General features: G+C 62.3%; 26 protein-coding genes. 11 read left to right on the top strand and 15 right to left on the bottom strand.

Translation table 11 applies throughout. The annotated features are described in order from the left end of the window. Positions 1 to 89 precede the first annotated feature (89 nt). Together IAG25_RS06125 and IAG25_RS06120 are read right to left on the bottom strand one after the other, a co-directional pair. The gene (locus tag IAG25_RS06125; RefSeq protein WP_187604052.1) at positions 90 to 1,220 is read right to left on the bottom strand and encodes a porin; all 1,131 of its coding nucleotides are present in this window, start codon (positions 1,218 to 1,220) and stop codon (positions 90 to 92) included. Positions 1,221 to 1,294: 74 nt separating this feature from the next. Next, the gene (locus IAG25_RS06120) at positions 1,295 to 1,477 is read right to left on the bottom strand and encodes a hypothetical protein (RefSeq protein WP_187604051.1); all 183 of its coding nucleotides are present in this window, start codon (positions 1,475 to 1,477) and stop codon (positions 1,295 to 1,297) included. Positions 1,478 to 1,640: 163 nt separating this feature from the next. Between IAG25_RS06120 and IAG25_RS06115 the strand changes: the two genes are divergently transcribed. After that, on the top strand, positions 1,641 to 2,186 hold the full coding sequence (locus tag IAG25_RS06115; RefSeq protein WP_187604050.1) for a 4-hydroxylaminobenzoate lyase: 546 nt from the start codon (positions 1,641 to 1,643) through the stop codon (positions 2,184 to 2,186). 34 nt (positions 2,187 to 2,220) lie between these two features. On the opposite strand, the gene IAG25_RS42105 is transcribed toward IAG25_RS06115, so the two are convergent. From IAG25_RS42105 to IAG25_RS06070, 9 genes are all read right to left on the bottom strand, one after another. Beyond that, on the bottom strand, positions 2,221 to 2,568 hold the full coding sequence (locus IAG25_RS42105) for a ProQ/FinO family protein (RefSeq protein WP_309243922.1): 348 nt from the start codon (positions 2,566 to 2,568) through the stop codon (positions 2,221 to 2,223). 320 nt (positions 2,569 to 2,888) lie between these two features. After that, entirely contained in the window at positions 2,889 to 3,155 is a 267-nt protein-coding gene (locus IAG25_RS06105) for a hypothetical protein (protein ID WP_187604048.1), read from the bottom strand. Between the two features lie 167 nt (positions 3,156 to 3,322). Then, a complete protein-coding gene (locus IAG25_RS06100; protein WP_187604047.1) occupies positions 3,323 to 4,681 on the bottom strand; it encodes an MFS transporter in 1,359 nt (452 codons plus the stop codon). Positions 4,682 to 4,917: 236 nt separating this feature from the next. Then, on the bottom strand, positions 4,918 to 5,892 hold the full coding sequence (locus IAG25_RS06095; RefSeq protein WP_187604046.1) for a LysR substrate-binding domain-containing protein: 975 nt from the start codon (positions 5,890 to 5,892) through the stop codon (positions 4,918 to 4,920). Between the two features lie 4 nt (positions 5,893 to 5,896). After that, positions 5,897 to 6,646, bottom strand: a complete 750-nt coding sequence (locus tag IAG25_RS06090; RefSeq protein WP_187604045.1) for a gamma-glutamyl-gamma-aminobutyrate hydrolase family protein — start codon at positions 6,644 to 6,646, stop codon at positions 5,897 to 5,899. Beyond that, the gene (locus tag IAG25_RS06085) at positions 6,643 to 7,869 is read right to left on the bottom strand and encodes an NAD(P)/FAD-dependent oxidoreductase (protein WP_187604044.1); all 1,227 of its coding nucleotides are present in this window, start codon (positions 7,867 to 7,869) and stop codon (positions 6,643 to 6,645) included. Before IAG25_RS06085 ends, IAG25_RS06090 begins: the two co-directional genes overlap by 4 nt. 4 nt (positions 7,870 to 7,873) lie before the next feature. Beyond that, positions 7,874 to 8,197: a 2Fe-2S iron-sulfur cluster-binding protein gene (locus IAG25_RS06080; protein WP_187604043.1), complete on the bottom strand. Its 324-nt coding sequence runs from the start codon at positions 8,195 to 8,197 to the stop codon at positions 7,874 to 7,876. 26 nt (positions 8,198 to 8,223) lie between these two features. After that, a complete protein-coding gene (locus IAG25_RS06075; protein WP_187604042.1) occupies positions 8,224 to 9,660 on the bottom strand; it encodes a glutamine synthetase family protein in 1,437 nt (478 codons plus the stop codon). 61 nt (positions 9,661 to 9,721) lie between these two features. Then, positions 9,722 to 11,038 carry an aromatic ring-hydroxylating dioxygenase subunit alpha gene (locus IAG25_RS06070; protein ID WP_187604041.1) on the bottom strand — a complete coding sequence of 439 codons (1,317 nt, stop codon included), beginning with the start codon at positions 11,036 to 11,038 and terminating at the stop codon, positions 9,722 to 9,724. Between the two features lie 337 nt (positions 11,039 to 11,375). On the opposite strand from IAG25_RS06070, the gene IAG25_RS06065 reads away from it, so the two are divergent. After that, positions 11,376 to 12,107 (top strand): GntR family transcriptional regulator, encoded by a 732-nt coding sequence (locus IAG25_RS06065; RefSeq protein WP_035505778.1) that lies wholly within the window; start codon positions 11,376 to 11,378, stop codon positions 12,105 to 12,107. On the opposite strand, the gene IAG25_RS06060 is transcribed toward IAG25_RS06065, so the two are convergent. Further along, positions 12,102 to 12,731: a TetR/AcrR family transcriptional regulator gene (locus IAG25_RS06060; RefSeq protein ID WP_238288774.1), complete on the bottom strand. Its 630-nt coding sequence runs from the start codon at positions 12,729 to 12,731 to the stop codon at positions 12,102 to 12,104. The genes IAG25_RS06065 and IAG25_RS06060 overlap by 6 nt on opposite strands. A gap of 111 nt (positions 12,732 to 12,842) precedes the next feature. On the opposite strand from IAG25_RS06060, the gene IAG25_RS06055 reads away from it, so the two are divergent. After that, positions 12,843 to 13,961 carry an MBL fold metallo-hydrolase gene (locus IAG25_RS06055; RefSeq protein WP_187604039.1) on the top strand — a complete coding sequence of 373 codons (1,119 nt, stop codon included), beginning with the start codon at positions 12,843 to 12,845 and terminating at the stop codon, positions 13,959 to 13,961. A 15-nt stretch (positions 13,962 to 13,976) separates the two neighbouring features. Here IAG25_RS06055 and IAG25_RS06050 read toward each other — a convergent pair whose 3' ends face one another. Beyond that, entirely contained in the window at positions 13,977 to 14,603 is a 627-nt protein-coding gene (locus IAG25_RS06050) for a CGNR zinc finger domain-containing protein (RefSeq protein WP_187604038.1), read from the bottom strand. Between the two features lie 143 nt (positions 14,604 to 14,746). On the opposite strand from IAG25_RS06050, the gene IAG25_RS06045 reads away from it, so the two are divergent. The 5 genes from IAG25_RS06045 to IAG25_RS06025 all read left to right on the top strand — a co-directional run bounded on the left by IAG25_RS06045 (position 14,747) and on the right by IAG25_RS06025 (position 18,361). Next, a complete protein-coding gene (locus tag IAG25_RS06045) occupies positions 14,747 to 15,601 on the top strand; it encodes an alpha/beta fold hydrolase (protein ID WP_187604037.1) in 855 nt (284 codons plus the stop codon). Positions 15,602 to 15,644: 43 nt separating this feature from the next. Beyond that, positions 15,645 to 16,616 (top strand): zinc-binding alcohol dehydrogenase family protein, encoded by a 972-nt coding sequence (locus tag IAG25_RS06040; RefSeq protein WP_187604036.1) that lies wholly within the window; start codon positions 15,645 to 15,647, stop codon positions 16,614 to 16,616. Between the two features lie 14 nt (positions 16,617 to 16,630). Continuing rightward, positions 16,631 to 17,401: an SDR family oxidoreductase gene (locus IAG25_RS06035; protein ID WP_187604035.1), complete on the top strand. Its 771-nt coding sequence runs from the start codon at positions 16,631 to 16,633 to the stop codon at positions 17,399 to 17,401. Positions 17,402 to 17,485: 84 nt separating this feature from the next. Continuing rightward, positions 17,486 to 17,866 carry a DUF1090 domain-containing protein gene (locus IAG25_RS06030; RefSeq protein ID WP_187604034.1) on the top strand — a complete coding sequence of 127 codons (381 nt, stop codon included), beginning with the start codon at positions 17,486 to 17,488 and terminating at the stop codon, positions 17,864 to 17,866. A gap of 36 nt (positions 17,867 to 17,902) precedes the next feature. Beyond that, positions 17,903 to 18,361 carry an MEKHLA domain-containing protein gene (locus tag IAG25_RS06025; RefSeq protein ID WP_187604033.1) on the top strand — a complete coding sequence of 153 codons (459 nt, stop codon included), beginning with the start codon at positions 17,903 to 17,905 and terminating at the stop codon, positions 18,359 to 18,361. A 10-nt stretch (positions 18,362 to 18,371) separates the two neighbouring features. Here the strand turns inward: IAG25_RS06025 and IAG25_RS06020 are convergent, their stop codons facing one another. Next, the gene (locus IAG25_RS06020; protein WP_187604032.1) at positions 18,372 to 19,232 is read right to left on the bottom strand and encodes an NmrA family NAD(P)-binding protein; all 861 of its coding nucleotides are present in this window, start codon (positions 19,230 to 19,232) and stop codon (positions 18,372 to 18,374) included. 246 nt (positions 19,233 to 19,478) lie between these two features. Between IAG25_RS06020 and IAG25_RS06015 the strand changes: the two genes are divergently transcribed. Genes IAG25_RS06015 through IAG25_RS06005 form a run of 3 tightly spaced genes read left to right on the top strand, consistent with a single transcriptional unit; the run spans position 19,479 to position 22,695 of the window. Further along, positions 19,479 to 20,294 (top strand): FAS1-like dehydratase domain-containing protein, encoded by an 816-nt coding sequence (locus IAG25_RS06015; protein ID WP_187604031.1) that lies wholly within the window; start codon positions 19,479 to 19,481, stop codon positions 20,292 to 20,294. Positions 20,295 to 20,340: 46 nt separating this feature from the next. Continuing rightward, complete coding sequence (locus tag IAG25_RS06010; protein WP_187604030.1) at positions 20,341 to 21,504, top strand: acyl-CoA dehydrogenase family protein; 1,164 nt, start codon at positions 20,341 to 20,343, stop codon at positions 21,502 to 21,504. A 12-nt stretch (positions 21,505 to 21,516) separates the two neighbouring features. Next, positions 21,517 to 22,695: a CaiB/BaiF CoA transferase family protein gene (locus IAG25_RS06005; protein WP_187604029.1), complete on the top strand. Its 1,179-nt coding sequence runs from the start codon at positions 21,517 to 21,519 to the stop codon at positions 22,693 to 22,695. Here the strand turns inward: IAG25_RS06005 and IAG25_RS06000 are convergent. Beyond that, entirely contained in the window at positions 22,692 to 23,639 is a 948-nt protein-coding gene (locus IAG25_RS06000) for a LysR substrate-binding domain-containing protein (RefSeq protein WP_187604028.1), read from the bottom strand. The genes IAG25_RS06005 and IAG25_RS06000 overlap by 4 nt on opposite strands. Positions 23,640 to 23,641 lie beyond the last annotated feature (2 nt).

Genomic DNA, 23,641 nt, shown 5'->3' with positions numbered 1-23,641 from the left:
TGAAAGCGCGATGCCGCAGCGGCATCGCGCTTTTTTTCATCCATTCCATAGGCACCGTAGGCCCGCCGGCATTGCCTGACATGCGCCAGTCAGAACGAGTGCCTCACGCCGACGATCGCGCCCAGTTGTCCCATGCCCGCGCCGGGTGTCGTGCCGCCGCCGCCCGCGCTCACCGAATAGCGCGCCTTCGCGCTGTTCCACAAGTAAGCGACGTTGCCGTAGACGGCCGTTCGCTTCGACAGGAAATAGGTGGCGCGCAGGCTTGCCATCGTCGCGCGCGTATCGTGTTGCTGGACGATCACGCGATAGCCCTCGCCATCGAGCGCGAATGCCGGCGTCACGAAGTATTGCGCGCCGAGATAGAAGAGATTGGAACGCACGCTGCCACCGGGCCCGTCCGATTCCACGCGGCGTCCGACCCAGCCGCCGCCGAGCTTCACGCCCATCACGTTGACATAGCCGTTCGCCTGCAGGCGCGCGTCCTTGTCGCCGCTCGATGCGATCGGAAAGGGCGCCACGCCATCGAAAAAATTCGCTGCGGCATTCGTGCCGCCATGCTGCTCGTCGTAAGCGGTGGCGACGCCGAAGTAGGTGCTGTCGTACTTCAACATCGCGCTCCATTCGCGGCATTGGCTCGCGTCGCCCGGCACGGGTCCGAAGCATGTGCCCTGCCCTGGCGAGTTGCCCGTGCCCGCGCTGTCGCGACCGAACGAGTACGACGCGCCCACCGTGACGCCGTGGAACTTGCCCTTATAGGCGACGGTGTTGTCGCTACGTCCGTTCGGGATGAACGCATCCAGCGCGCCGATGCCGTAGATGTCCGGCCCGAGGATGTCGGCGTCGAGCATGGCCCAGTAGGTCATCGTGTATTGCCGCCCGAACGACAGCGTGCCCCACGGACCTTCCAGCCCGACGAGCGCCTGCCTGCCGAAGAGCCGCCCGCCCTGCCCTGAATCGCCCGCGCGTACGTTGAAGCCGCTTTCGAGCACGAATACGGCCTTGAGCTCCGCGCCGAGATCTTCCACGCCGCGCATGCCCCAGCGCGATGGCACTTCGCCAGTGATGCCCGGCATGCGCACGACATGATCGCCCGCGGCGTTTGCGTGCGACACGTACTCGACGCCCGTGTCCATCACGCCATACAACGTGACGCTGCTCTGCGCGAACGCAGAAACACTGAATAACATTGCGATCGATACCGCGATTCGGCCAAATCTCATGAACTCTCCCGTGTCTCCATATATTCGTTCGGATGACGAATCTTATGCCGATGAATGAAACCATCGTGGCGAGCTTAGGGATTGAGGCCGATATCGGCAACGGGGCGGACGACGGAAGCGCCGGCGTCGAAAAGTGAAGCGAAGCGTTTTGTTTCCATGAAGCGCTCGACTGCACGCATTCTCTTTTCTTCTGCGACTCGAATCGCAAGAAAAATTGCAGGAATGGCGCTGCGTTCATGGGGATGAAATATGTTCAAGCCTTTCTTGAACGAGACGGATCGATGCCGTGCTCATTTCGGCGTCGCGCGAGTTGCATGGCATTCATGTTTCACTTGCAACTACTTCGCTTCTGGCGCGCAAGTCGATATGGCATCTTTGACTTCACCTATCGATCTTCAATCAAGCGAAGGAAACGAACCCATGTCCCCGAAGCAAACCAGCAAGGAAGAACTCGTCGCGCGATGCCTGCCCTTTCTCGAAGAGGTCAGGAACATGACAACGGACCCGAACGTCGAGCAATGGCTCAATACGAAATACGGCGTGGATAGCGCGCTCTACAAGGTTCTGGCGCGGCTGATCAGGCTCGGCGTCGAAGAAGGATGGGCGGCGGATGTCGAAATCTCCGGACCGCGATATCGACGCGCACGTCTTGTCGCGCCCTGTCCGGAGACGTTCTTTTTCAGCATCACGGCTGTGTTGATGGACAGCACCGGCAACGAGCAGAACAATCCGGAAGACAGCTTCCGTGGCGACTATCACGCGCACCCGTATGGCGAGTTCAACATGGTCGTGCCGCTCGACGAAGGCGCGGCGCTCGCTGGTCCCAACGGATGGTGTCATGGCGGATGGACAGCGCCCGCGCCGGGCAGCCATCACTATCCGGAAGCGAAGGGCGGCGCGGTGATCGCACTGTTCTTTCTGCCTGCGGGGCGAATCGCGTACGACATCCAAGCGCCCGCGCATTGAAGCACTTGGACATCAAAACGCGCGGTGAGTCGCGTTATTCGGCGGCTTCCGCGGCCTTCGGAGCCGGAGCCGGAGCCGGAGCCGATCGCGCCAGGCGATTCGTCTCCAGATACACGGCGCGTTCCGCATCGGCCGTCGACACTTCACCTGCTTTTTCGCCCGCGAGATCGATTCGCGACGCGCCCTGCACGAGGCAGGTCCAGTAGCGGTTGCCGCGGCACCATACCTTGATCGCGCTGCGCAGTTCCTTCTCGTTGAGCTTGAGCTCCTCCGCGTGCTTCATCAGATCCTCGAAAATACCGACCTTCAAGGGAACCTTGGGCGCGGGATTCTTCGGAAATGCGAGAGGAAAACGCTTCTGCAGCTTTCCGATCGTATGCACGACAGGATCCACCGGTTTCGATGGAACCGCGGGTTTGGCGGATTGGGCCGGTTTGGCCGATTTAGCAGGTTCAGCCGGCTTCGACGCGGCCGCCGGCGCGGGACGCCGCACGCGCGGCGCCTTTTTCTTCGCTGCGTTGCTTGCAGCCTGTTTTGCGAGTTGCTCTTTCAGTCCGGCGAGTTGTTCGAAGCCCATCACATCGTGCCCGTAGAAAACGTATCCGGATTTTAACAGCCTCCGGTGACGACCTCGTTGCGGGCGGCGGCGGCCTCATCGGACAGGCATCCAAAACCGAAAAGACCGCCTCGCCGGCGTTGCGCTTACTGCCCGCCCGAATAGATGTTGCAGAAGGGTCGCGGAGCACAGTTGTTCGACATGCTCCCGGCCCAGTTCGACGTTCTCCCGCTCGCGCTCTGGCCCATTGCCGCGCCGCCATAAGCGGTGTCGCCGGAAGGTGGCGCAGTCTGGGCCTCTTGTTGACGGGGTGCGGGGATGGACTGCAGGGTATCGGTGGGTTCCTGTGCCTGAGTCAGGTTTCCGAGTGAAAACGCGGCCACTAGCGTGGTCGTAACGAGGAAGGTCTTCATGATGTTCTCCTTCAACGAAGACTTACCGCTGCCTGACGAACCAACCGCCAGGTGAACCAGGTGCGCAAGAATCTGCGCACATATCAAACATATACCCAAGCCGACGCGAAGTTAAATCCGATGCTCGTCGCGTCGCATGAACGTTCGGCCGAATCTTGATTCGCGCGCTAATGTGCGACCGGCTGCCCATCCGCGACGTCCGCCACGATACGCGGGCTCGCCATCTGCTTGAGCAACAACGCGACGCATGATGCCGCGCCGGCCATCGCCACCACGGTGAAGATGCCCGGCAAGCTCATCCGCTGCCGCGACAGCTCCGCGACGAGAAAGGACCCCGCAATGCCGCCGAAGCGCCCGACGCCGAGCATCCACGCGACGCCGGTGCCGCGTCCCGCTGTCGGATAGAACGCGGCGGCGAGTGCGGGCATCGACGCCTGCGCCGTATTCACGAGCAGGCCCGCGACGAAGACCGCACACACCAGCAGGCCGACATTGCCGATCGCCTGTCCGATCGCAATCACGCTCACCGCGCCGAGCGCATACGCGGCCGCCACGACGCCGTTCGGATTGAAGCGATCCATCAGCATGCCGCACAGCACCGTGCCCGCGCCGCCGAGCGGAAAGAGCGCGGAAATCAGCGCGGCGCGTTGCGGACTCAGGCCCGCGTCCTTCAACAGCACCGGCATCCAGTTGATCAGGCCGTAGAAGATGACGAGGCCCATGAAGTAGCACAGCCACAGCATCAGCGAACCGAAGACATAGCCGCGCGACAGCACGATGCGCGCGCCGCCGCCGTTCGTATCGCGCACGGTGGCTTCGCGCATCACGAACGATTCCGCCGATGCCGCTTCCGGCGCGATGCGCGCCATCACCTTCCGAATGCGTTCGACAGGCTTCTTCTTCGACACCATGTACTGAACCGATTCCGGCAACGCGATCACGAGCACTGCGGTCAGCACCAACGGCACCGCGCCGCCGAAGTGCAGCACGCCGCGCCAGCCGAACTGCGGAATCATCCATGCCGCGAGGAATCCGCCGAACGCGGCGCCCAGCGGAAAGCCGCAGAACATCAGATTAACGATGGTCGCGCGGCGGCTGTTCGGACAGAACTCGCTCATCAATGTGACGGCGTTGGGCATCGCCGCGCCCAGACCGACGCCGGTGACGAAGCGCAGCGCGGTCAGCTCCGTGAGATTGCTCGCGAAGCCCGAAGCCAGACACGCGAGGCCGAATATCAGCACGGCCGCGATCAGCACGCCGCGCCTGCCCCAGCGATCCGCCAGCGGCCCCGACGACAGCGCGCCGCACGCGAGCCCGAAGAGCGCGGCGCTCAACACCGGTGCGAGGGCCGCTCTGCTCAAATGCCATTCGCCGACGAGCGATGGCGCGATGAACCCGATCGCGGCCGTGTCGAAGCCATCCATCAGTACGATCACGAAGCACATCGCGAACACGAGCCATTGATAGCGTGAAAACGGGTGCGCGTTGACGAGCGCCTGTACATCGATAACCTTTGTCTCTTCCATTGCATCCTCTCTGATCGACGGGCGCCCAGATTAAGAGCGCGCATGCGGGCAAACAACCGGGTAAGTTACGAACGCGAGGCGCGCATCGGCCGCGACTGTCTTTCGACGTCGCGCGCGATGTCACCTTTTCTATTGAAAAAGCCCTTGTTTCAGGGACTTTCGACGATGTTCACGCGTTCGCCTTCAGCGCTGCGAACGCAGTGAATCTTCTGCATGACGAGCTTGAATGCCGCGCATCAGCGGCATCGCACCTGCCGGGATACGTCGATGAGTTGCTGTCTGAGCCATTGCAGCCCAGGATCGAGATCGTTGCGTTCGTGCCAGACGGCGCGCACGGTGACGTCGGGACATGCATAGGGCGTCGGACGCATCGTCAGTTCGCCGTCGCGCGAGAGTTCGCGGCCGAGCGACGACGGCACCAGCGCGAGCATGTCGCTATGACGCAAGAGCGCGGGAATCGCAAGCGAATGCGCCACGGCCATGCGAACGCGCGGCGCTTCGTCGCTGCCGGCGAAACCGCGATCGAGCGCCTCGCGATCGAACATCTCCGATTGCCGCGCGAGCCCGCGTTCGACGATGAAGCCGCTCACCGCGCCCTCTTCCTCGCCGCCCTGCGAGACCGCGACGAGCGGATAGTTCAGCAAGTCCTCGCGCGCAAGCGGCCGGTCGGTGAGCGGATGCTCGCGATGCAACAACAACACGTCGGTTTGCTCCCAGAGACTCACCGAGTGAAAACGGCGCGGCACATCCGCGAAAATGCCGATCGCGACATCGATACGGCCGACATCGATCTGCCCCGCGAGATCGAGCCGCGTCGACGGTCTCACGACGATATCCACGAGCGGCGCTTCCGCGCGCAGGCGCTGACTGAGCCGCCCGAGCAGCAGCGCCGTGATGTAATCGTTCGCGGCCAGCACGAAGGTGCGTCGCGCGATGGCCGGATCGAACTTGTCGACGCCCAGCGCCGCCTTGATCTGTGCGAGCGCGCCGCGCACCTGCGTCGCCATCGCGAGTGCGCGCACGGTCGGTTCCATGCCGCGCCCGGTGCGCACGAAGAGATCGTCGCCGAGCACGTCGCGCATGCGTCCGAGCGCATGGCTGATCGCCGATTGACTGAGATTCAGGCGCTTGCCCGCGAGCGCGAGATTGCGGTCCTCGAAAATCGCGTCGAAAACGCGCAGCAGATTGAGATCGATGCGGTCGGCCGACATGACATCAACCTTCGTCGCGCGTCGCGTAGCGCCTGCAGCTCGCGCCAAACGATTCGAACAGCGCACGCGAAAGCGCGTCGCTCGTGACCATCGCTTCGGGATGCCATTGCACGCCGAGCGCGAACGGATGTTCATCGAGACGAATCGCTTCGACAAGACCATCCGGCGCGCGCGCCTCGACGGCAAGACGCGATGCAAGCTGCGCCACGCCCTGACGATGCAGCGAGTTCACACGCACATGCTGCACGCCGCCCGCGAGCGTCGATAACATGCCGCCGTCGGTCAGCGCGATTTCATGCCGATAGCGATAGCGCGCAAGCAAATCCTCGCTCAGGTCTTCGAGATGATCTTCCGAATGCCCCGACGCATGGATATCGGCGTGCAGGGTTCCGCCGAACGCGACATTCATCTCTTGAAAGCCGCGGCAAATGCCGAGAAACGGCATGCCGCGCGCCGCCGCACCGCGCATCAGCGCGAGCGCGACATGATCGCGGTCGGGATCGACGAGCATCGCGGCATCGCTCACACCACCGTACAGGTGCGATTCGACATTCGATGCGCCGCCGGGAAACAACAGCCCGCTCACGCCATCGAGATAGTCCGCGACCGATTCGACATCGCGCGACGCCGGAATCAGCACCGGGCTTAACTGCGCGCACGTCATCAACGCGCGGACATAGCTTTGTTTTGCACTATGCAGATCGTGATCGCCGACGAAAAACCGGTCGCACACGACACCGACGAGCGGCCTCATTGCACCGCTCCTTTCAGATCGAACGCGGGATCTTCCGCATCGCGCGCCGACAGATGCACGCCGTTCGCAAGCAGCTTGCGCGCGAGCATGTGTTCCTGCGGACGATTGATGCTATCCACCGCGATCAATGCTTCGTCCCGGAAGTAGAAGAGGGAGAACTTCCTTTCGTCCACGGCACCGCGCAACGCATGATGCGTGAATCCCGAATGAATGCCCGCCATCTGCAGCTTGAGATCGTATTGATCGGACCAGAACCACGGCACCGTCCGATACGGCTGCGGCCGGCCCGCAATCGCGAGCGCCGCGACTTTCGCCATATCGTTCGCGTTCTGCACCGACTCGATGCGGCACGCGCGTGAATCGCTCGGCGCCCAGTGCGGCACGAACGCGGCGCAATCGCCCGCGGCGACGATCGCCGGATCGCTCGTGCGCGCGCATTCATCGACGACGATGCCGCCCGCCACCGTCAGTCCGCATTCCGCCGCCAGCTCCGTATTCGGTATCACGCCGATGCCGACCACGACGAGATCGCACGACAGATGCGTGTCATCGTCGAGCACGACGGACACCGCATCCCCGGTTTGCTTCAACTCGATCACCTTGCGACCGAACTCGAAGGCGACGCCGTTCCGTGCGTGCGCATCCTGCATGAATGCCGACATCCACGGCGATGCGACGCGCGCAAGCAGGCGTGGCTCCGTTTCGACAACCGTTACATCGATGCCCTTCTGACGCAGCGAGGCCGCCGCTTCGAGACCGATATAACCGCCGCCGATCACGACCGCGCGCCGCGCCGTGCTCGCCGTTTGCGCGAGACGCCGCGCATCGCGCAGATCGCGCAGGTAATGCACGGCATCGAGCGTCGCGCCGGGGCAGTCGAGTTTGCGCACGCGCGCGCCCGTCGTCAGCGCGAGATGGTCGTATGCGATGCGCGAGCCATCCTGCAACCCGACTTCACGACGCTCGCGATCGATATGCGTTGCGCGCATCGAGGGCAGCCATTCGATCTTCTCTTCGTCGAAGAAGGCTTGCGAGCGCAAAGGCAGGCGCGCTTCGCTGAAGCTTCCGGTGAGAAATCCCTTCGAAAGCGGCGGACGCTGATAAGGCGCATCGGCTTCGTCGCCGATGAGCACGATGCGTCCTTCGAAGCCGGTTTCGCGCGCAGCCGCCGCGAGCTGAACACCCGCGTACGATGCGCCGACGATCACGAGCGTGCTATGCATGGTCTTATCCCTGTGCTTGCGGAATCTGCACGACGAGGCCGTTCATCGCGGCGCTCATCACGAGCTGGCAACTGAGCCGGCTTTCGGGACGCCGCTCCGCTGCGACGCCGTCGAGCAGTTCCAGTTCCGATTCGTCGGGCGATGGCAGATCCGCCGTCGACGATGCATCGATATAAACATGACACGTCGCGCATGACAAGCAGCCGCCGCATTCGGCGTCGATGCCGCGCACGTTGTTGTGGATCGCGGCCTCCATCACGCTCGTGCCATCGGGCACGTCGATGTCGCGGCGCGCGCCGTCGCGCAGGATATAGGTAACCATAGGCATGACAGTTCTCCTCTGTGAGCGCGCCGTCAGAACGCTTCGAAATATTCGCGGTGTTCCCACTCGGTGACTTCGAGATTGAAGCGGTCGATCTCCGCCTGCTTCAGCTTGCAGAAGTAATCGATGAACGCGCTGCCGAAGCCTTCGCGCAGGCATTCGTCGGTGCGCAGCGCATCGAGTGCATCGCTCAAGCTGCGCGGCAGTGCTTCCGCCTGCGTTTCATAAGGCGTATCGGCGGAAGGCGGGAGTTCGAGCTTGCGACGGATGCCGTCGAGACCCGAGATCACCTGCGAGCCGAAATACAGATACGGATTCGCAGTCGGCTCGCCCACGCGATTCTCGATGCGGCTCGCGGGATCGTTCACGCCGCCGAGCACGCGCAGCATCACGCCGCGATTGTCGCGCCCCCAGATCGCGCGATCGGGCGCGTTCGAATACGGCCGATAGCGCCGGTAACCGTTGATCGTCGGCGTCGACAATGAAGTCGCGCCTTTCGCGTGCGCGAGCAGGCCCGCGAGATAGCGTTGACCGGTGATCGACAAGGGCTCGGATGCATCGGAGGGCATGAAGGCGTTCGTGCCCTCGCCCGCATGCACGAGCGATTGATGCAGATGCCATCCGCTCGACACGACATTCGGAATGCGCGGGCGGCACATGAAGGTCGCGTGATAACCATTGCGCTGACAGATCTGCTTCACCGCGCTGCGAAAGAGGATCATGTCGTCGGCGCTCTTGATGCCTTTTGTCGGCGCGAACGTGAACTCGAACTGGCTCGGGCCGTATTCGACTTCGAGCGAACGCACGTCGAGGTTAAGCCCTTCGATATTGCGCCGAAGCATTTCCATCACGTCATCGACCGCGTCGTAGCGCAACTCCGTCAGATACTGATAGCCATGCGACAGCAACTCGACATCGGGCGGCAAGCCGGGTTGTCCCGAATGCTCGGGCTTCATGTGAGGGTCCGTCACCTTGAAGACATGAAACTCCACTTCGAGTCCCGATACGAATTCATAACCGTGATTCGACAGTTGATTCAGCGCGCGGTGAAACAGATGCCGCGTGGCGAACGGCACCGGCGCGCCGTTGGCGAAGTGCACGTCGCACAGCACCCATCCCGTATGCGGCGCCCACGGCAGCACGCGAAACGTTTCGGGATCGGCGATCATCAGCGTGTCGCATGCGCCCTGCATCTCGGGCATGTCGAAGCCGCCGCCCGCCGTGAACACGGGAAACACCGTGCGATGCGATGTGTCCTTGGCGAAGAGCGTCGTCGTCAGCGTGACGCCGCTTTTCATCGCCTTGATCGCTTCATCGACGACGAGCGTCTTGCCACGCAGCAAGCCATGCTGATCGGGAAACGAAAAGCGCACGACCTTCACATCGCTTTGCTTCATCCGCTCGACGAGTTCGGCATACGCAGCGTGCTGCGCGTCCGTCCACAAACCATGAGTCTCTACAAAAGACATGTGCGTTCCGCGCGGCAGCATCATGCGCCGCGCGCTCCATTCAGGTTGCGGGTCGGTGTTTTCAGGCTTTGGGCGCGGGCCACGGCGCGCTTACGCGGCGCTTCACGTCGGACTCTTTCCAGTACTCGTCCCAGCGGTCCGCCGGTCCGATTCCGTCGATCGATGCGGGGCCCGTGAAGTTCGCGGCTTCGCTCTCGTCAATCAGCATCAGCGTCTTCTCGCCCGCCTGCGTCTTCTCGATCGCATCGACGAGCAGGCGGCGATACGCGATGATGCCCTTGTCGGTCGTGCCCAAATGCTCGCGCGTGCGGTCCTGTATCGCGCCCTGCGATTCGACCGCCCATTGATCGTGCACATTGATGTCGAAGCCCATGCCCGTGTAGGTTTCGCTCAGTTGCTCGCGCGGATCGAAGCCGTAGTTGTTGCGCTTGTTCTTGCGTGACGTGTAATCGGGCAGTTCATACAGTTCGAGCCGCTGCTCGCGCATCTGCGCCTTGTCGGTCGGCGCGCCGAAACTCGTGAAAATCGCATACCAGTAGCAGTTTTCATCATCGACGGGCACGTGCCATTGCGTGATCGTCATCTCCGAGCTCATCGGAATCACGAACGCTTGCGGGAACACGACATTGGTCACACGCACATGCGTATGCGCTTCGTCGAGCGTGCGTTTCGCGATGAGACGCAGGCCGTAATCCGCCGGGCTCACGAGAATTTCCGGCGATTCGAATTCGCGCAGCACTTTCGTGATCGGCATGTTCGAATCCGCCGACGCGCCGCGAAACTGCTTGCCATAGCTTTCGCTCACGTCTTCATCCTCGAAGAAGCGATGCAGAAACGACGCGTGCGCCGGATCGATACCGACTTCGAGCGCCTGTAGCCAGTTGCATTCGAAGAGTCCCTTGAATGCGAACGTGTAGGCATCGGGCGCGGCGAAGCAATCGAAGTTGGGGAACGCGGGCGGCTCGTCCTTGCCGATATAGCCGAACAGCACGCCGGCCTTCTCGATGATGGGATACGCCGACTGGCGCACCTTGTTGCACAGCGTGCTGCCGACGGGTTCGCCCGGCGTCGAGAGGCAACGTCCGCTGGCATCGAAGAGCCAGCCGTGAAAGGCGCAACGCAGTCCGCCGCCTTCGAGACGCCCCGCCGCGAGATCGGCGCCACGATGCGGGCAATCGCGATCCAGCATCCCGTAGCGGCCTTGTTCGTCCTTGAACACGACGAAGTCCTGCCCCATCAGGCGCACCGCCTTGACGGGGCGTTCGGCGGGCAACTCCTCGACGAGCGCGACGGGCTGCCAGTACCGGCGCAGCAACTGGCCGGCGGGCGTGCCCTTGCCGACGCGGGTAATGGTCTCATTTTGCTGCGAACTCATCATGGCGATGTCTCCGGTTCGTTGAATTCAGACGTCGGCTGATTGCATGCAGCGCGACGTGTTCTTGAGACGGAGAATAGCTTTTCGAACTCAAATGTACAAACGATGTATGCAGCACGCCTGTGCGGATCCACTGGCCTGCGATTTGTTAAGCTCATTTATCTTACTGTTATATATACGTTTTCCTGAATTTATAAGGATTTACCCTTATCGATCCTACTCAGCCATTTTTAGCCTCGTTGCATACATCGAAAAACATTCTAGGAAGCGATGTCCGATTTTCGAGCACAGCAAGCAGCCGTTGGCCTAGAATCGCCCACAACGGCAAGCGGAGAAAACCATGGAATCCCAGCAAGAACGCGTGTTGGTCTATCTGCGCGATCTGATCCTGAAAGGCGAATTCGCGCCGGGCGAGCGCCTGGGCGAAGTCGCGCTCGCGGAGCGGCTAAAGGCGTCGCGCACGCCGGTCCGGCTCGCGCTCACGACGCTCGAACAGGAAGGTCTCGTCGAGCCGTCGCCGGCGGGCGGATACGTGATGCGGCGCATCACGGCCGCCGAAATCGCCGATGCCATCGCGGTGCGCGGTCATCTCGAAGGCATGGCCGCGCGTCTCGTCGCGGAGCATGGCGTGCCGCGCCAGTTGTCGAATGCGCTCGCCGAATGTCTACGCGCGGGCGACCGCCTGCTCGCGAAATCCGAGCTCGATCTCGACGACTACGCCGCCTACACCGACATGAACAATCGCTTCCACAAGCTGATCGTCGACGGGTCCGGCAATGCGGCGCTGATGCGCGCCATCGACATGAACAATCGGTTGCCGTTCGCCGCCGCGAGCGCGATGCTGCCGATGCAATCGGCCATCGATGAAGGACGGCAATGGCTCTTCATCGCGCATCAGCAGCATCACAGTCTCGTGGATGCGCTGGAACGCGGCGAAGGCACGCGCGCGCAGGCGCTCGCGACCGAGCACGTGCAGATCGCGCAGCGGAATCTGGCTTATGCGCTGGAGCGCCCCGAAGATTGCGTGAAGCTCGCGCCGGCGTTGCAGCTCGTCGCGGAAGCCGTTTTATGAGCGCTTCGGCGCGGCGCGTTCATAGCGCGCGAGGAACATGTCGGCGGCCGCTTCCGCTACTTTTTTTTGCTCGTGCTTCGAAAGCGGCGGCTGGCCCATCGTGACCTGAGGCCAGAACGCGAAACCCTTCACGATGCCATGCAGTTGCTGCCCGGCGAAGACCGGGTCGGCGACCGCGAGACGGCCATCGGCGGCGGCTTTTCTGATCCACGCCGTCACGTCTTCCTCACGCTCGCCGATGCGCGCCACCATGTCCCGCGCGCGATCCGGCGAATGAATGCCCGCCGCGATCGCCACGCGCGCGAGCGATAGAAATGCCTCGTCGGTCATGAGCCGCAGCTTGCGCGTGAGCAGCGCGAGCAGTTGCGCGCGCAGCGGTTCATCGGCGCTATAGACGGGCGCGTCGCCGGTTTCGCTCGCATCCCACAAGCGATGCAGGATCGCGGCGAAAAGCGCTTCCTTGCTCTCGAAGTGGTTATAGACCGTGCGCTTGGACACGCCCGCGCGCGCGGCGATGCGGTCCATGCTGGTCGCGTCGTAGCCCGCCGCAATAAACTCCGCCACCGCTGCATCCACGATCGCGGCGCGCTTGCGGTCGGTCAGCCGCTGGGGAAGGTCGTTCATATCGCTCGAATCCATCCCTATATTTTACACCGTCCGGTTTACTTTTTTCTCAAAATTAAACTACACTGTACAGTCTACTTTCCGCTTCGGGCTCGCGACCCGTCACGCCCTATGACTTCGTTCACCGATCGCATCAGCCGTGCCCTGGGTTTTGCCGCCGCGGAACGCGGCCGCGCGTTGTCGAACGCGTCGCCGCAACATGACGGCGCGCGCTTTCGCAATGTGAAGCCACGTCCGGAAGAAGGACTCGGCAAGACCTTGCGCATCATCTGGAACGTGCTGTTCAACAAGCCGCGCAATACCGTGCCGACGCAGCCGCCCCTCGTCGATACGCTCACGCGCGCGCAACTCGACGCCGCGCCCGATCGCAGTCTCTATCGGCTCGGCCATTCGACGATCCTCTTCAAGCTGCGCGGCGAATACTGGCTGACGGACCCGGTTTTCGGCGAGCGCGCGTCGCCGTTCAGACGCATGGGACCGAAGCGTTTTCACGCGCCGCCCATCGCACTCGGCGATCTTCCGCCATTGCGTGGCGTGATCCTGTCGCACGACCACTACGATCATCTCGACCGCGATACCGTGCTCGCGCTCGCCGCGACGACCGAAGTCTTTCTCACGCCGCTCGGCGTCGGCGACAGGCTGATCGAATGGGGCATCGATGCATCGAAGGTGCGTCAGCTCGACTGGTGGCAAAGCGCGCGAGTCGGCGGCCTTCTCTTTACCGCGACGCCCGCGCAGCATTTCTCCGGCCGCAGCCTCTTCGATGGCAACAGCACGTTGTGGGCTTCGTGGGTGATCATCGACGATGAGCTGCGCGTGTTCTTCAGCGGCGACACGGGTTATTTCGACGGCTTCAGGACGATCGGCGAACGCCTCGGCCCATTCGACGTCACGCTGATCGAAACCGGCGCCTACGATGCGCAATGGCCGTATGTCCACATGCAGCCCGAGGAAACGGTGCAGGCGCATATCGATCTGCGCGGACGCTGGCTCGCGCCGATTCACAACGGCACATTCGATCTCGCGATGCATCCGTGGCAGGAGCCGTTCGAGCGCGTGACGGGGCTGGCGCTCGCACGCGGCGTTGCAGTCGCGACGCCGCGCATGGGTGAGCGGCTGGATCTCGAAGCGCCGCAGCGCGGCGAGCGCTGGTGGCGCGAAGTGGCCGATGCGCCGAAGGCGGCTTCATCGTGGCGCATGTGCGCATCGCGAGCCGAGAGCGCGGAATAACGCCCCGCCGCGCGATTACAACTTTCCTTCCTTGAGCCGCGCCCGGTGCGCGGCCACCTTCGCGCGATTCCCGCAGATCGCCATGCTGCACCAGCGACGCGCATGTCCGCGCGTGTGATCCGCGAACAGCAGCGTGCATTTCGGACCTTCGCACGCCTTCACGTAAGTAAAGTCCTCTTCGCAGACGAGCTTCGCGAGCGCTTCGACAATCGGCATCAACAGCGATTCGGCGTTCGGCCAGCGTCGCTGCATCGCGAACGCAAGACCGCTCGCGGCATTCGCATCGGCGACGATCACCGCATGTTGCTCGTCGCGCTGCAACACGCCATTCAGCGGTTCGAGCTCGGCCAGATCCTTCGCCGATAACGGCCGTCCCTTCCTCTTCCGCACGAACGCACGAAACCATTCGCGCAGTCCGCGCGCCTTCGCCGCGACTTCGTCCAGTTCGGCAGGCGCGGTTTGCGAACGCATGTGCGCCAGCACGTCGGCGGGCACCAGTTGCGCCTGTTCCAGCCATGACAGCAAGCCTTCGCCATCGCCGATCCAGTCGACGGGTTCATCGACCGGCGTCGCGATCGAGTTAAGGAAATCGAGGCCGGGCGCGTCGGCCACGAAGATCGCCGGTATCGGGCGGTAGTCCATTTTGCAATCCAGACATGTTTCTACGATAGCTTCATCGTAACCGCTAAAAAACATCTTGACAAGTTACACGATCAGTTTGTAACCTGCTTCACATGCTTTTAACGGTTACACAGATTTCCCCCTCAACCAGCGGAGAAACGCCCATGTCCACCATTGCGCATCGTCATATCGACGTCGACGGCTTCAATGTGTTCTATCGCGAAGCCGGTCCGGCCGACGGCCCCAAGCTTCTGTTGCTGCATGGCTTTCCGAGTTCGAGCCACATGTTCCGCGATCTGATTCCGCTGCTCGCCGGGCGTTTTCATATCGTCGCCCCCGATCTTCCCGGCTTCGGCCTGTCCGATATGCCGAGCCGCGATGCGTTCTCGTACACGTTCGAGAACATCGCGAACGTGATCGATCGCTTTACCGAAGTGATCGGCTTCGATCGCTATGCGGTCTATGTCTTCGACTACGGCGCGCCGACCGGCTTTCGACTCGCGCTCAAGCATCCCGAGCGCATCACGGCGATCGTTTCGCAAAACGGCAACGCGTATGAAGAGGGATTGAGCGACGGCTGGAATCCGATCCGCGCGTACTGGCAAGCGCCCACGCAAGCGAACCGCGATGCATTGCGCGCGATGCTCACGAAGGACACGACGAAGTGGCAATACACGCACGGCGTGCCCGACGCATCCGCGATTTCGCCCGATGGCTATACGCTCGACGACTACTACCTGAATCGCCCCGGCGCGCATGAAGTGCAGCTCGATCTCTTCGGCGACTACCGCAACAACGTCGCGCTGTACCCGGCGTTTCAGGCGTACTTCCGCGAGCATCAGCCGAAGTTCCTCGCCGTGTGGGGCAAGAACGATCCGTTTTTCCTTCCGCCGGGCGCGGAAGCATTCAAGCGCGATATCCCGCATGCGGACGTGCACTTCTTCGATACAGGCCACTTCGCACTCGAAACGCACGCGACGCAGATCGCGGCGGCCATCACCGAATTCCTCGCTCAATAAAACGCGGACCATCACCGCGCTCATCCATCACAGGAGAAACATCATGCGTGCAATCGTGCTCGACAAGTTCGGCGGAATCGACAGCCTCGTCTATACCGAGATTCCGGAGCCGGAACCGCTGGAGGGACATGTCGTCATCGAGATCAAGGCGTTCGGCATCAACCATGCGGAGATGCATATGCGGCGCGGTGAATGGGCCGAAGCCGCGAGAGTGAGCGGCATCGAATGCGTGGGCATCGTGAAGTCGTGTCCGGGCGGCGAGTTTCCCGTCGGCGCGAAAGTGGCTGCATTGATGGGCGGCCTCGGGCGCACGATCAACGGAAGTTATGCGCAATTCACGCGCGCGCCGGTGTCGAATGTTGCGCTGATCGAATCCGATCTGTCGTGGGCCGAACTGGCGGCCATTCCCGAAACTTATGCGACAGCATGGACGTGCGTCTTTCGCAATCTCGAGATCGAAGCAGGACAGACGATCGTGATTCGCGGCGCGACGTCGTCGTTCGGACAGGCAGCGGTGAATCTCGCGGTGAACGCGGGCGCGAAGGTCATCGCGACGACGCGCAATCGCGATCGCTTCGCGAAGCTCGAAGCGTTGGGCGTGTCGCGTGTCGAAGTCGAAGGACCGGACTTGAGCAAGCGCATCGCGGAAACGAAAGAGATCGATGCGGTGCTCGATCTCGTCGGCAACAGCACGATCCTCGATTCGCTCGCGATGCTGCGTCGCGGCGGCCGCGCGTGCCTCGCGGGTTGGCTCGGCGGCCTCGCGCCGATCGCGGATTTCAATCCCCTGCTGCAGATGCCCAGCGGCGTGAATCTGACCTTCTTCGGCAGCTTCGTTTTCGGCACGCCCGCCTTTCCGCTTTCCGATGTGCCGCTGCAAGCAATCGCCGCCGATATCGCCGCGGGACGTTTCAACGTGAAGCCTTCCCGCGTGTTTTCGTTCGACGACATTCACGAAGCGCATCGCGTGATGGAAGCGAATGAAGCCAACGGAAAGATGGTCGTCGTTCATTGAACTGGAGACATGACATGTCCACGAAAGTAGCGATCGTCACGGGCGCGAGCCAGGGCATCGGACGTTCCACCGCAATCCGCCTCGCACGCGATTTCGATTCGATCGTGCTCGTTGCACGCAATCGCGCGAATCTCGAAGAAACCGCATCGATGGTCGAGCAAGCCGGCGCAAAAACGCTGACGCTCGATGTCGATCTCTCGCAACCCGACGCCGCGCAAGAGGTCGTCGATGGCGCGCTCGCAGCGTTCGGCCGCATCGACGCGTTGTTGAACATCGCGGGCGCGGTGCCGCAAATCGATCTGTTCGACATGACCGACGAACAATGGGACGCGGGCCTCGCGCTGAAGCTTCACGGTGCGCGCCGCCTGACGGTCGCGGCGTGGCCTTCGCTCAAAGCGACATCGGGATCGGTCGTGCTGATGTCGGGCAATTCGGCGCTGTTCCCCAAAGCGCCCTACGCGGCGGTCGGCACGATCAACGCTGCGATTGTCGCCTTGGCGAAGGCATTTTCCGATCGCGGCATCGCGGATGGCGTGCAGGTCAACAGCGTGTTGCCCGGTCCTGTGATGACGGGCCGACGGCGTTCGTATCTGGAGCACTGGGCGCCGTTGCACGATATGACAGTGGAGGAAGCGACCGCGCGTTTCCCTGTCGAAGCGGGCATCGCGCGTTACGGCACGCCGGAAGAGATCGCCGAGTTGATGGCGTTCCTCGTGTCGCCCGCCGCGAAATGGATGACGGGCAGCACGCTGAGAATGGACGGAGGCGAAGTCAAGTCGATATGACTTGCCGTCAGCGCAGTCAGTGCCTGTAAAGTATGCTGTGTCCATCGAATGAATCGTCCTGCATGGACTTTCGTGAGGCCACACATGAAACTCGCATTCAAGGCACTGCTGCTCGTTTCGATCGCAAGTCCCCTCTATTGCGTGGCTCAATCGAAGGGATGCGATGCGAAGCGCAGTTCGATCGAACAGGAAATTGCCTATGCGCGTGCGCATGGCAACGCAAATCGCGTCGATGGACTGGAAACCGCGCTCGCGCGGCTGAACGCGAACTGCACGGATGCGTCGCTGCGAAGCGAGAGCCAGCGTAAGGTCACGGCGGCGCAAAAGAAGCTGGCCGAACGCGAGCACGACTTGCAGAAAGCAAAGGACGAAGGCAAGAGCGCGAAGAAGATCGCGGAGCGCCAGCACAAGGTCGATGAAGCCCATGCCGAGCTCGAACGTGCGCAAACGGAAGCGAACGAGTAAGGTGCTGTTTTCCGCTCATTCAAGACACTCCGCACGATGCAGCCAACCAATCCCGACTTCTTCACGCTTCTTGGCGAAAGTTATGCGCGCCTGCTGGGCAAGCCGCTGGTTCCCGATGAAGAACTGACGCCCGCTGAAGCCGCGCGCTGGCTTTACGAAGACGCGCCCTTCGGCGTCCTCGCGCACGATACCCAAGATGATCCCATCTTCGTCTACGGCAACCTGCGCGCGCAACGTCTTTTCGGCTATACATGGAACGAGCTGACCGCGTTGCCGTCGCGTTTGTCGGCCGAAGCGCCCGAGCGCAGCGAACGTCAGGCGTTTCTCGAACAGGTGACGCGCGATGGCTATGTGGATGGCTATCGCGGCGTTCGTGTCACGAAATCGGGCGAGCGCTTCTGGATCGAACGCGCGACCGTGTGGCAAATGTTCGATCGGGACGGCGTCTATCGCGGCCAAGCGGCGATGATTCCGCACATCAGCAACATAGCCTGAAGCATTCCGCTCAACGCGCGACGAGCTTGCGGATTACATCGACGAGCGGCGTCGCGCCTTTGACGATATGTTCGCGCTGCCGTTCGAAGTCGATCCAGCCTTCGTTGAAGCCGTCGAGCATTTGAATGCGCGGCGTCGGATGCTTCATGCCCTGACTCACGAACAGCGCTTCCCATGTGTCGCGTGCAACCGCCTGCGCGCGCACCGGCTTGCCGAGCACTTGCGCGAATGCGGCGGCAATATCGTCCGGGCTCGTGCGACCCGGCCCTTCCAGTTCGACGATGCGCACGCCCGGCCAGCGCTCCTGCATGAGCGTCGCCGCGAGTTCGCCGATGTCGTCGGTGGCGATCATCGGAATCGCGCGATCGAGCGGTTGCAGAAACGATCGAACGATGCCTTCGTTGCGCGCAGAGTCGACATCCCATGCGCAATTCTCCATGAACCAGCCCGGACGCAGAAACGTGACCGGGATCGCTTGCTTGCGAAGCGCTTCTTCCAGCAGCGAGCGCTGCGTCAGAAGATTGGTCTGCGCGGCCTGCGCGCCGATTGTCGACAGACACACGATCCTGCGCGGCTTCGAACGCGCCACGGCCGCGACGATCGTATCGATGACTTCGCGCGCTTCCGGAAAGCCCGGCGCGGGATCGAATTCGGGCGGCGGAAGAATGAAAACGGCTTCGGCGCCTTCGAAGGCGTGCGCGAGTGCGTTGGCATCGGTCATGGTGGCGAGGGCGATCTCGCAACCGCGCGCCGCCCAGACCGCGCCCTTCTTCTCATCACGCACGACGGCGCGAACGGGTTTCCCCGCTTTCAACAGCGCGTTTGCGAGCGCCCCGCCGACTTGCCCTGTGATTCCAGTGATGACATACATGGTCCGACTCCTTGTGCAATTCGTCTGCCTGCGATGGATTGCATGTTAGGGCGCGGACTGTCCGCGACAAATGACTCGCGGGTTATTGGATTGATGATCCGGCGTCATTGATCGCACCGCACGAGCGCAATAGGTTCGCCCTATGCCCGGCACATGAAACTGGTATTTCCACTCCACGGAACATTTCCTTAAAGTCTCCTTATCCAACCAGGATTCGCTGGCCGGTCCAGCAACGGAGACGACACCATGCAAACGGAAAGCGCCGCCGATATCGTCGCGCCCACCTCCGTCGCGGCGCTCGCCGCCACGCTCGATTACGATGCCGCGCCGAACGAAGGCGACGCGCTTCCGCCCTTGTGGCACTGGATATTCTTCAGGCCGATCGCGAGGCAGTCGCTCATCGCGGCGGACGGGCATCCGCAGAAAGGCAGCTTTCTGCCCGACCTCGGCCTGCCGCGACGCATGTGGGCCGGCGGGCGTCTGCGCTTTCCGGCGCCGGTGGTCGTCGGTGAACGCATCACGCGCGAATCGACCATTCTCGATGTCAGCGAAAAGCAAGGCCGCACGGGCAAGCTCGGTTTCGTGACGGTCGGGCATCGCATTTGCTGCGGCGATGTCACCGCGATCGAGGAGGAGCACGACATCGTGTATCGCGAACCGGCCGCGCCCGGCGCACCCGCGCCGGCCCCGACTCCCGCGCCCCGGGACGCGCAATGGCAACGCGATATCGTGCCCGACGAAACGCTGCTTCTGCGCTATTCGGCGTTGACCTTCAACGCGCATCGCATCCACTACGACAAGCCTTACGTGACGCAGGTCGAAGGCTATCCGGGCCTCGTCGTGCACGGGCCGCTCATCGCGACGTTGCTGATGGATCTGCTGCGCCGCCAGTTGCCCGATGCGACTGTCATCGACTTCTCTTTCAAGGCGCAGCGTCCGTGTTTCGCCGGCAATACGCTGCATCTGTGCGGCCAGCCATCGGCGGACGGCAAGACCGTCGAGCTGTGGTCGAAAGATCACGAAGGCTGGCTCGGCATGACCGCGCGCGCCACGCTCGCCTGACACGTTTGACTCGTTTGACGATACGAACCCAATAGCCAAGCACATCATGATCGAATCCACTCCCGACGCTTATCAGGACATCCGCGAAGCCGTGCGTGATCTTTGCGGTCAGTTCTCCGGCGAATACTTTCGCAAGATCGACGAAGCGCGCGGCTATCCCGAAGCATTCGTCGATGCCCTCACGAAAGCGGGCTGGCTCGCCGCGCTGATTCCGCAAGAGTACGGCGGCTCGGGTCTCGGGCTGACCGAAGCGTCGGTCATCATGGAAGAGATCAATCGCTCGGGCGGCAACTCGGGCGCGTGTCACGGCCAGATGTACAACATGGGCACGCTGCTGCGTCATGGCTCGGCGGAACAGAAGAAGCGCTATCTGCCGAAGATCGCATCGGGCGAATTGCGTCTGCAATCGATGGGCGTGACCGAGCCGACCACCGGCACCGATACGACCAAGATCAAGACGACCGCCGAAAAGAAGGGCGATCGTTATGTGATCAACGGTCAGAAGGTATGGATCTCGCGCGTGCAGCATTCGGATCTCATGATCCTGCTCGCGCGCACCACGCCTGTCGCGGATGTGAAGAAGAAGAGCGAAGGCATGTCGATCTTCATCGTCGATCTGCGCGAGGCGATCGGCCACGGCCTCACGGTGCAGCCGATCCTCAACATGGTGAATCACGAGACCAACGAGTTGTTCTTCGACAATCTCGAGATTCCCGCCGAGAATCTGATCGGCGAGGAAGGCAAGGGCTTCAAGTACATCCTCGACGGCCTGAACGCGGAGCGCACGCTGATCGCCGCGGAGTGCATCGGTGATGGCTACTGGTTCATCGACAAGGTTTCGCAGTATGTGAAGGATCGCGTCGTGTTCGGGCGTCCCATCGGCCAGAATCAGGGCGTGCAGTTTCCGATTGCGCGCGCCTATGTCAATGTCGAAGCGGCGAACCTGATGCGCTTCAAGGCGTGCGAGCTCTTCGATTCGCACCAGCATTGCGGCGCGCAGGCCAATATGGCGAAGCTCCTCGCCGCCGATGCTTCATGGGAAGCGGCCAACGCATGTCTGCAATTCCACGGCGGATTCGGCTTCGCGGCGGAATACGATGTCGAACGCAAGTTCCGCGAGACGCGTCTTTATCAGGTCGCGCCGATCTCGACCAACCTGATTCTCTCGTATGTCGCCGAGCATATCCTCGGCCTGCCGCGCTCGTTCTGAAGGAGGCCGATCATGCGTCCACTGCAAGGCATCAAGGTCGTCACGTTCGAGCATGCCATAGCCGCGCCCTTCTGCACGCGTCAGCTCGCCGATCTGGGCGCGCGCGTGATCAAGATCGAGCGTCCGGGAACAGGCGATTTCGCTCGCAACTACGACGAACGCGTGTCCGGGCTCGCATCGCATTTCGTGTGGACGAACCGCTCGAAGGAGAGCGTGACGCTCGACGTCAAGCATCCTGAAGCGCTCGATGTCGTGCACAAGCTGCTCTCCGATGCCGATGTATTCGTGCAGAACCTCGCGCCCGGCGCGACGCAACGGCTCGGGCTCGACTACGACACGTTGAAGGTGCGTTATCCGCGCCTCATCGTGTGCGATATCTCGGGCTACGGTTCGGATGGCCCGATGCGCGACAAGAAAGCCTACGATCTGCTGATTCAAAGCGAATCGGGCTTTCTGAGCATCACGGGTTCGGAAGGCGAACCCGCGAAGGCAGGCTGCTCGATCGCCGATATTGCCGCCGGCATGTACGGCTACACCAATATCCTCGCGGCGCTCATCGAGCGTGGGCAGACGGGGCGCGGCAAGCGCATCGACATCTCCATGCTAGAAAGCATGGTCGAGTGGATGAGCTATCCGCTCTACTACGCGATCGACGGGCAGACGCCGCCGCGTCAGGCGGGCGCATCGCACGCGACGATCTTTCCTTATGGCCCGTTCCAGGCAGGAGACGGCAAGACCGTCATGCTCGGTCTGCAAAACGAGCGCGAATGGAAGAAGTTCTGCGAGATCGTGATTCGCCAGCCCGCGCTTCAGGACGACGAACGCTTCTGCGCGAACAGCCGTCGCACGCAGCATCGCGAAGCGTTGACGCACATCATCGTCGAAGCGTTCGCTTCGCTGACCGCCGCGCAAGTCATCGAGCGGCTGGAGGAAGCGGGCATCGCGAATGCGCGCATGAACGACATGCACGATGTGTGGAAACACGAACAACTCGAAGCGCGGCATCGCTGGACACGCGTCGAAACGCCGGCCGGTGCGATTCCCGCGCTCTATCCGCCGGGACTCGGCAGCGCCGATGAACCGCGCATGGACGCCGTGCCCGCGCTCGGCCAGCACACCGATGCGGTCTTGCGTGAACTCGGTCTCGACGATAACGCCATCGGGCGCTTGCGCGCCGCGAATGCGATCTAGTTTTGCGGTCCCCGCTTGCGCATCGTCACGCCTTGCCAGCTATCGTGTTCAATATGCTCCGCGATCAACTCGATCAGCGTCTCGCGCACCGCGACCGTCGCCGAATTCATCGGCGCGCCATTGGGCCAGCAGATGCTCGCTGGCCGCCTGATCGTCGGCTCGACGATTCTTCGCATCTTCGGCAAGAGCGCCTCGTTCCATTGCGCGATTGCCGATGAAGGAAGAATCGTGCAGGCACGGCCCGAATTCGCGATCAGCAAGAGCGCGGGCAACGAGTCGATATCCGCGACGATATTCAATTCGACCTTCTCGCTCGCAAACGTGCGCTCGATCAGAAGACGCAAGCCGTTCGACGCACCGGGCGCGACGAGCTTGACGCCCGCAAGCTTGGCGAGCGGGCATGTCGATGCGCGCGGCGAGATTTCGCCGCCCGGATCGCCCAACAGATAAAGCGTTTCATCGAGCACGGGCAAGGCCGTGATGCCGGGTGTATCCGATTCGCGAAACAGGATGCCGAGATCGAGCCGGCCATTGGCGAGCAGCTCGTTCAGATAGCCGCTCATGCTTTCGAAGAATTGCAGGCGAATGCCGGGGTATTGATCCTGGATGCGCTCGAATAGCGGGACCGCGAGCACGGAGGCCATCGTCGTCGGCAAGCCGACCGCCACCGTGCCGGATTCGGCGCCCGCGCCCTTGGTCACTTCCTGCTTGAGTTGTTCCATCTGCCGCAGCACGAGACGCGCATGGCGATAGAGGGCATCGCCTTCGGCGGTCGGCGTGACGCCGTGATTGCTGCGCAGAAGGAGCGTGACGCCGAGTTCTTCTTCGAGCCGCGCCATTTGCTGGCTGAGCGAAGGCTGCGCGACGAATAGCTTTTCCGCCGCCTTGCCGAGACTGCCGTAATCGACGATGCTGACGAAGTAGCGAAGCTGGCGGACGTCCATGT

This window comes from Caballeronia sp. EK (assembly GCF_014384845.1).
GTDB classification, from domain to species: Bacteria; Pseudomonadota; Gammaproteobacteria; order Burkholderiales; family Burkholderiaceae; genus Caballeronia; species Caballeronia jiangsuensis.
The sequence above is the reverse complement of the archived record's forward strand: the minus strand, read 5'-3'. Positions and strand labels throughout refer to the sequence as shown.